Annotated in this window: 6 protein-coding genes and 2 pseudogenes; 1 reads left to right on the top strand and 7 read right to left on the bottom strand. The window is 59.2% G+C overall.

Annotated elements, in window-relative coordinates; genetic code table 11:
• A pseudogene (locus tag ACXJ5O_RS16535) lies at positions 1 to 398 on the bottom strand (hydantoinase/oxoprolinase family protein); the annotation flags it as partial.
• Between the two features lie 27 nt (positions 399 to 425).
• Here ACXJ5O_RS16535 and ACXJ5O_RS16530 point away from each other — a divergent pair.
• On the top strand, positions 426 to 1133 hold the full coding sequence (locus tag ACXJ5O_RS16530; RefSeq protein WP_457300842.1) for a HisA/HisF-related TIM barrel protein: 708 nt from the start codon (positions 426 to 428) through the stop codon (positions 1131 to 1133).
• A 120-nt stretch (positions 1134 to 1253) separates the two neighbouring features.
• On the opposite strand, the gene fae is transcribed toward ACXJ5O_RS16530, so the two are convergent.
• From fae to ACXJ5O_RS16500, 6 genes and pseudogenes are all read right to left on the bottom strand, one after another.
• On the bottom strand, positions 1254 to 1760 hold the full coding sequence (gene fae, locus ACXJ5O_RS16525) for a formaldehyde-activating enzyme (RefSeq protein ID WP_457300841.1): 507 nt from the start codon (positions 1758 to 1760) through the stop codon (positions 1254 to 1256).
• Between the two features lie 153 nt (positions 1761 to 1913).
• Positions 1914 to 2777, bottom strand: coding sequence for a triphosphoribosyl-dephospho-CoA synthase (locus ACXJ5O_RS16520; protein WP_457300840.1), 864 nt, complete (start codon positions 2775 to 2777; stop codon positions 1914 to 1916).
• On the bottom strand, positions 2774 to 3688 hold the full coding sequence (locus ACXJ5O_RS16515) for an ATP-grasp domain-containing protein (RefSeq protein WP_457300839.1): 915 nt from the start codon (positions 3686 to 3688) through the stop codon (positions 2774 to 2776). The genes ACXJ5O_RS16520 and ACXJ5O_RS16515 overlap by 4 nt, the downstream gene beginning before the upstream one ends.
• Positions 3685 to 4683 carry a methenyltetrahydromethanopterin cyclohydrolase gene (gene mch, locus ACXJ5O_RS16510; RefSeq protein WP_457300838.1) on the bottom strand — a complete coding sequence of 333 codons (999 nt, stop codon included), beginning with the start codon at positions 4681 to 4683 and terminating at the stop codon, positions 3685 to 3687. The genes ACXJ5O_RS16515 and mch overlap by 4 nt, the downstream gene beginning before the upstream one ends.
• Positions 4680 to 5819 (bottom strand): ATP-grasp domain-containing protein, encoded by a 1140-nt coding sequence (locus ACXJ5O_RS16505; RefSeq protein WP_457300837.1) that lies wholly within the window; start codon positions 5817 to 5819, stop codon positions 4680 to 4682. The genes mch and ACXJ5O_RS16505 overlap by 4 nt, the downstream gene beginning before the upstream one ends.
• Positions 5785 to 6042: pseudogene (locus ACXJ5O_RS16500) on the bottom strand (methylenetetrahydromethanopterin dehydrogenase); the annotation flags it as partial. The pseudogene ACXJ5O_RS16500 and the gene ACXJ5O_RS16505, both read right to left, overlap by 35 nt.

Below are 6042 nucleotides of genomic sequence, written 5' to 3'. Positions count from 1 at the left end.
GCGGTGGCGTGCCAGTTGGCAGAGGCGATATCGCTGCCAAGGCTGCGCGCAGCACGCACGTCGCAGAACCCGGCTCGACCCGCATAGATAAGTGTGTTCTCAACGCCGAATTCCTTTTCAATGAAGTCCAGCAGGCTGGCAATTCCCGCATCGCGCGAGGCGAATGTATCGGACAACTCGCCGGTCATCGTGAAGACATTGATATTGCCTTCGCCCCGCAGCGGGCCGACCTCCCGCAATGCCTCACGCGTCTGCTCCAGCCCGAGCCAGAGCGATGTCTTGAAGATTTTCGCCGAAATGATTTCGCCATCCCGGCACTGCGCCATCTTGAGATGAGCGCCGCCGATATCCCAACCGGTAATCAGGGGCTTTCCTTCGTTGGCAAATCGGGATTTCATGGGCGCATCATTCCGTAAGGTTTACCCGTGCATATCATTCCGGTACTCGACATAAAAGATGGTCTCGTGGTCCGCGCGCGCCTGGGCGATCGCCATTCCTACCGGCCCATCGAAACCCCGCTTAGCCCAACCGCCGATATACTCGATGTCGCGACTGGCTTGCGCAAAGTCTATCCCTTTTCGGCTTTCTACGTCGCCGATCTTGATGCAATAGAGCGCCGCCGGGCAAGTTCCCTGGGCCAATTGCAGCCATTATTGTCACACTCGGATATTTGGCTAGACGCCGGTTTCAACGACCGCGAGCAACTGGAAATCGCTCTCGCGACAGATGGCATCTGGCCCGTCCTTGGGTCCGAATCCCAAATTGATTCGTCGTTGCTGGAGGCCTGCCACTCCAACTCGCGCCTCGTTCTCTCGCTGGATTTCCGCGGCGACGCGTTCCTTGGTCCCCGATCGATTCTTGAAAACGCAAACAACTGGCCATCGCGCATTATCGTCATGACGCTTGGCCGCATCGGGGCCAATTTTGGTCCCGATTTCGAGCGCCTGACAGAGATCAAGCGCCGTGCCGGACATCGTGCGGTGATTGCCGCCGGCGGCGTACGCAATGTGCACGATCTCGAACAATTGCAAGCTATCGGCATCTCGGCTGCACTCGTGGCAACGGCGCTGCATAGCGGTGCGCTGGCACCCGAGGCGATCTCGTCTCTGATGCGGGATGAAAATCAGGGATAAGGCAGTGGAAGAAGGGGGTGTCCCCCTTCTTCATGTCTAGAAGCCCAGACTTTTTGCCAACCGGCGCAACAGACCCTCCGGTTCCACAGAGGGTTTGCTCTGTGCGGGGTTGTCTCGTGTCTAAGCGCTGAATGGATGCTTGACTGRATCGCGCTGCGCGGTTGCTTCGGCGGCAGTCGGCTTGCCCGTCACTGCGCGCTGAAGCGCTTCCTTGGTTGCACGATAGTTGAAGTCCTGGATCTTCGCGTCGTCTTCTGCTTCCCAATGGATGAAGACGCCGACGCAGATGAACAGATCGTCGGCTTCGTCCGCTGGAATGGTGCCATCGGCAACACTGTCCTGAACCGCTTTAGCCACTGCATGCTGCGCAGGTCCGAACATCTGGACCGCCTGTTTGGCGCCCTTGATCGTAACCTTGTTGAACAAAATCGTATTCGGCTTGCACGCCATATTCGGCGCAATAACCGCAAGAAGGGAGGTGAACCCGTCCTTGTTGTTCGTCAGTGCATTGCAGAATGCCGTCTCGACAGCGCTGCCACGCGGTCCGATCAGAAGATCGATATGCGCGACTTCATTTCCATCGCCAATCAGCGATTCGCCAACCATAACCTTATTGATTTTTGCCACGGCCAATTTCCTCCTAAACCGTTTTCCCAATGGTTTGTCCAAAGACGCCGTACCTCGAGACACGACTCTCGATGGACAGCTATCCTTGTTCACAGCACCCTTCGAGCGGGGTCGGTTGGCCAGATAGCAGCGGACGAAATCCGCTGGGGAAATTCAAGCATTTACCTCGCCATTATGCAAGAGAGAGTTGAGCCCAAATGCAAAAAGCGTCGCGACTGTCAGGTCTGCGGAGGTTCCGGGATTGATGTTGTCGGCTTTCAATTGGGCGTCGAAAGCAAGAAGCAACTTTTCGCGCTCTTTGCCATCATTAAGGACTTCGACCCGCGTCAGAATTTGTTGTGCTTGCTTTTGTGTTTTTCCGGCAATTGCACTGCCGTGCTTGCGGACGATATGGCTGTCGGGAAATGCCGAAAGGAAAAATAGATAGGTAAAAACGACTGGCCACATCGCGCGCTCGCCGCGTTTCGCAGCGGCATTGTAGGCCTCGATACCCCCGCCAAAAATATCGGCAAATCCGCTGACATATTGCCGGGCAATCATGTCGCGATCCGCGGCTTCGCCCATCGCTTCCAGCAGTGACACTTGCGGGACGGTCGATACATCATGTTTGGACGCGGAGCCGAGGCCACCGGGCTGCGCCAGCATGATCGCCGAAAAGACATCGCGCGCATCGTCGACGGCCAGTTTTTCAAGAATTGTAGCGACGCTGCTTTGCAGGTCTCGCCCGCCATTTGCCGCCGCCTTGGCCAAGGGAACACATAAAAGCAGGATACCGAGATTGGTGTTGGTTCCGACCTTGCGACGCGTCTCCCTGACTGCAGCAAGAATGCACTGCCCGGTGGAAAGGGCAGGGTCCGTCACCGCCTGCGATGAAGCCTGCGCGCTTTCGAAAAACTGCTCGGCGCTCATGCGATGACCGTCGGCAAAACGATGCACATTGCCGGGTTTCAGGGCGTCGATCTCCCGATAACAGGCGTCGATATAGGCGCGCCTTATCTGTTCGCGCGTCGCGGTCACGCGGCCGGTCTCTCGTCGAGTTCGTCCTCGATCCAAGCCGMCAGGGCGTTGGCGATGCAATCGGCGATGCGCACGGGAACGACGGATTGCAGCCCGGTCCAGGCAGGCATGCTGTTGACCTCGAGGACAAGCAATTTGCCGTCCGCCGCCGGAATAATGTCTATACCGGCGAAATCGGTGCCGATGGCTGCGGAAGCCGCAAGCKCAAGGCTTTCCAGCTTGGCGCGCAGCGGCCCTTCGACAGCCTCCGCCTTCGCCCCTTTGGCAATATTGGTGATCCAGCCTTCAGCCCGCCGCGCCATCATGCCCAACACTTCGCCATCGCAGGTGAAAACGCGATAATCGCAGTAAGGGGGTCCGGGGCGCGCCACGAAACGCTGCAGATAATAGACGTCGTCGACCTCTTCCGGCTCCGGCAGGTCCTCGACGCTGCGGATCAGGCGAATGCCTTTCCCTTGCGAGCCGAACAGCGGCTTCAGCACCAGTGGACCGTGCACGAGCTCGCGGGCCGCGACTAACCGGGCATTGGCGACGCTTTCCACAGCAAAGGTTTCCGGTGTCGGCAATCCTGCCTGTGCCAGCAGGAACGTGGTGGTGGATTTATCGACACAGCGCTCGATGGCCTTGGCGGAGTTCCACACGGGAACGCCAAGATGCGCAAAAGCATGGAGGATGCCGAGACGGCGGGTAATAGCCTCGAATGTGCCCGACGAAATCGACCGCACGATCACCGCCGCGGGCAGGCCCCCGTTCATGCGCGGGATCGCAATGCCGGAGGCATAGCGGCTGTCGAAGCCGATATCCACCAGCGGCAGCGCCAGGACGTTGAACCCGAGCTTTCGTAATGAGGCGCGCAGCTGTTTCACCTGGCGGTCGGGCCGGTCCGAAAGGATCAGTATCGTATCTGTCATGTCTGCGTCTCAGAGCCCGTTTTGAGTTTCGGTGCGGGCTCYCAGCCCAGGGATTGTTCCAGCATTGCGTCGTGAATTCCGCCGTGACGGAACGTATCACCGGTTTCGATCGCTGTAACGATCACCTCGGCGGGGCTGAACAGGCGCGGATCGATGGCATAGAAATCCCCTTTGAACTTCTTGAAAATATCGGCAAATGGCTGGCCGTGGTCGCGAGACGTATGGCTCGGCAGTTGCTCCGCCAGGTTGCGGGCCGCTTCAGCGCTGCCCTTGACGAACAGCTGGACGGTTCCGCCGTAGATGATGGCATCATTGGTCCGGCCCATGGCTTGCAGGAAGTCAGGATGCGGCGCCGGGATTGGCGCGCGGCCTGCACCATCGACAATATCAGCCAGCGGGAATTTGAGGTCGTGCGCCTTGTGCAGCGCGACTTCGAGCACGCGCCCGACAATCTGCACTGCGCCCGTCAGGCTTTGCGTCGGAGCATAGATGAAAGTCAGCTTGTCAGGCGCAAGCCCTGTCGCCTTCGAAACTTTGTCGATGATTGCAGCCGGCGGCGGCGTCGAGGTTTCGAGCACGATCACCGATGATTGAGCCTTGGGTTCGCGGTAGGCGATTTCCTCGAAAAGCGGCTCCACCCRTGCCAGCGCACGCACGGGACCGGAACCCATGGCGAAGTACTTTTCGTGCGAGAGATTCCACCCGGCATATTGGCTGGCGAGGCAGGCGAGAACCGGTTGCGACGAGCGGACATCGACCGAATAGGGCCACTTGCCCGAGCTCAGCCCTGCCGAAACGGTTCCAAGCCCGCCAAGGCAGATTTCGACGATACGCAGGGCGGCCTCAATGCCGCCCGGACTGTTTACGCCCGCATCGATCAAATGCTCGCCAAGACTTCCGCGACTGTGACTGACGCCGAGCCGGTCCGCATCCTCGATCATGCTGTCGGCTATGCGTTGCGCGTTTCTGTTCAGATAGGCATGACCGTCCCTCATGGAAAATCCCCCCTCCAGTTAACCGCGAATTCCTTGACGCGGCTCTTCACGGCGCGCATCGCTGCTGCAGCGGAGGGAGCCGTGGCAAAAACCGTGCAGACAGGGTCGCCTGCTTCAAGTGTTGTTCCTGACATCTGATGATCCGCCGTCAGCGCCGGCCAATCGATTTTCGGAAAGGCGCTGATTGCTTTCGCCGTGTAGGCGATCGCCGAAGCGGTCGAGCCCTTGTAGGCGGGTAAGGTTATGTTGGATCCCATGACGGCGCGGAAGTGTTCGCGCAGCAGCGGGGTCTGATCGCTATCGAAAATATCAAGTGTCGCGCCGGGGCGCGGATTGATCTCGATGAGATTGAGGCCGGCATCCCCATCGATGAAATCAGCGCTGTTGAGGCCGGCAAGGCCGGTGCGCTTGGTCAAAGCCGTCAGCCAAGCCTCGATCTGTGCTGCCTTGTTCTTGTCGTAGCGCCGCAGTCGCACCGCGCCGCCATAGCGAAATGGCGTGTGTTCCGAAGGCGACGACCATTGCCGGCTGAAACCCACAATGTGCGCCTCCTGCCTGTCGGCGAGAAAGAGCGCGGAAAGGTTCCTGCCCGGAATGAAGCGCTGGAAATAATGCTCGTGTCCCGACCCATTGCCATTGGCGGGCTTCACATGCGAACCACCTGCACCGCCTGCGAGCTTGGTCAGCCATTCTTGCGGATGTTCCGGAGCATCGAAGCGAACATCGGGATGCGGTATCGAGAGCTCGGAACACAGCCGCGCCAGACCGGCCGGGTCCTTCACCAGTCGGATCGCTTGCGCAGTGTTACCGGCGATCTGGAACTGGCGTGAAATCGCCTCGATCATCTCCGGTCTGCGCTCGAAACCCGAGCCATAGACGACAGCCACCGGCTGGTCGTCGGCTGCAAGTTCAGTCAGCGTCCGGGTGATTCGTTCCTCGTCAATCCCGTTCTGCAGGCTGCCGGAAAGTATCAAGGCACGGTCCGCCAATGCCAGCGTATCGGCATCGTTGAAAAGGTCAGCGACCAGCGGCCGGAAACCGGCACGCCGCGCTGCTGCTGCCAGAGAGCGTCCGGAAATCGCGGCGATCAGGATCGCGGGATTATTTGGCGAGGTCGCGAGCAAGGGTGAATGCATCCCGAAAATCAAAGATGACCGGCTTTTTCGCCTTGATCATCTGTTCGAACAAACCGGCTTGCGTCTTGTATTTGACGTTGCCGATGGAGAGTGGACCAATGCCGACGGCCTGTGTCGCATCGAGCGGCTCGCCATTGGCATTGACTTTCAAGCCCTCGATACCCGCCGGTGGGACTGCATTCACATCGGCGGCGACCAGAAGGCCCCCTGCAGAACCGAGCTG

It is taken from the genome of Phyllobacterium sp. P5_D12 (assembly GCF_054049495.1).
The sequence above is the reverse complement of the archived record's forward strand: the minus strand, read 5'-3'. Positions and strand labels throughout refer to the sequence as shown.

Bases quoted from the DNA above. Each gene is read 5' to 3' on its own strand.
- ACXJ5O_RS16505 (WP_457300837.1), bottom strand. From the start codon at position 5,819: ATGCATTCACCCTTGCTCGCGACCTCGCCAAATAATCCCGCGATCCTG.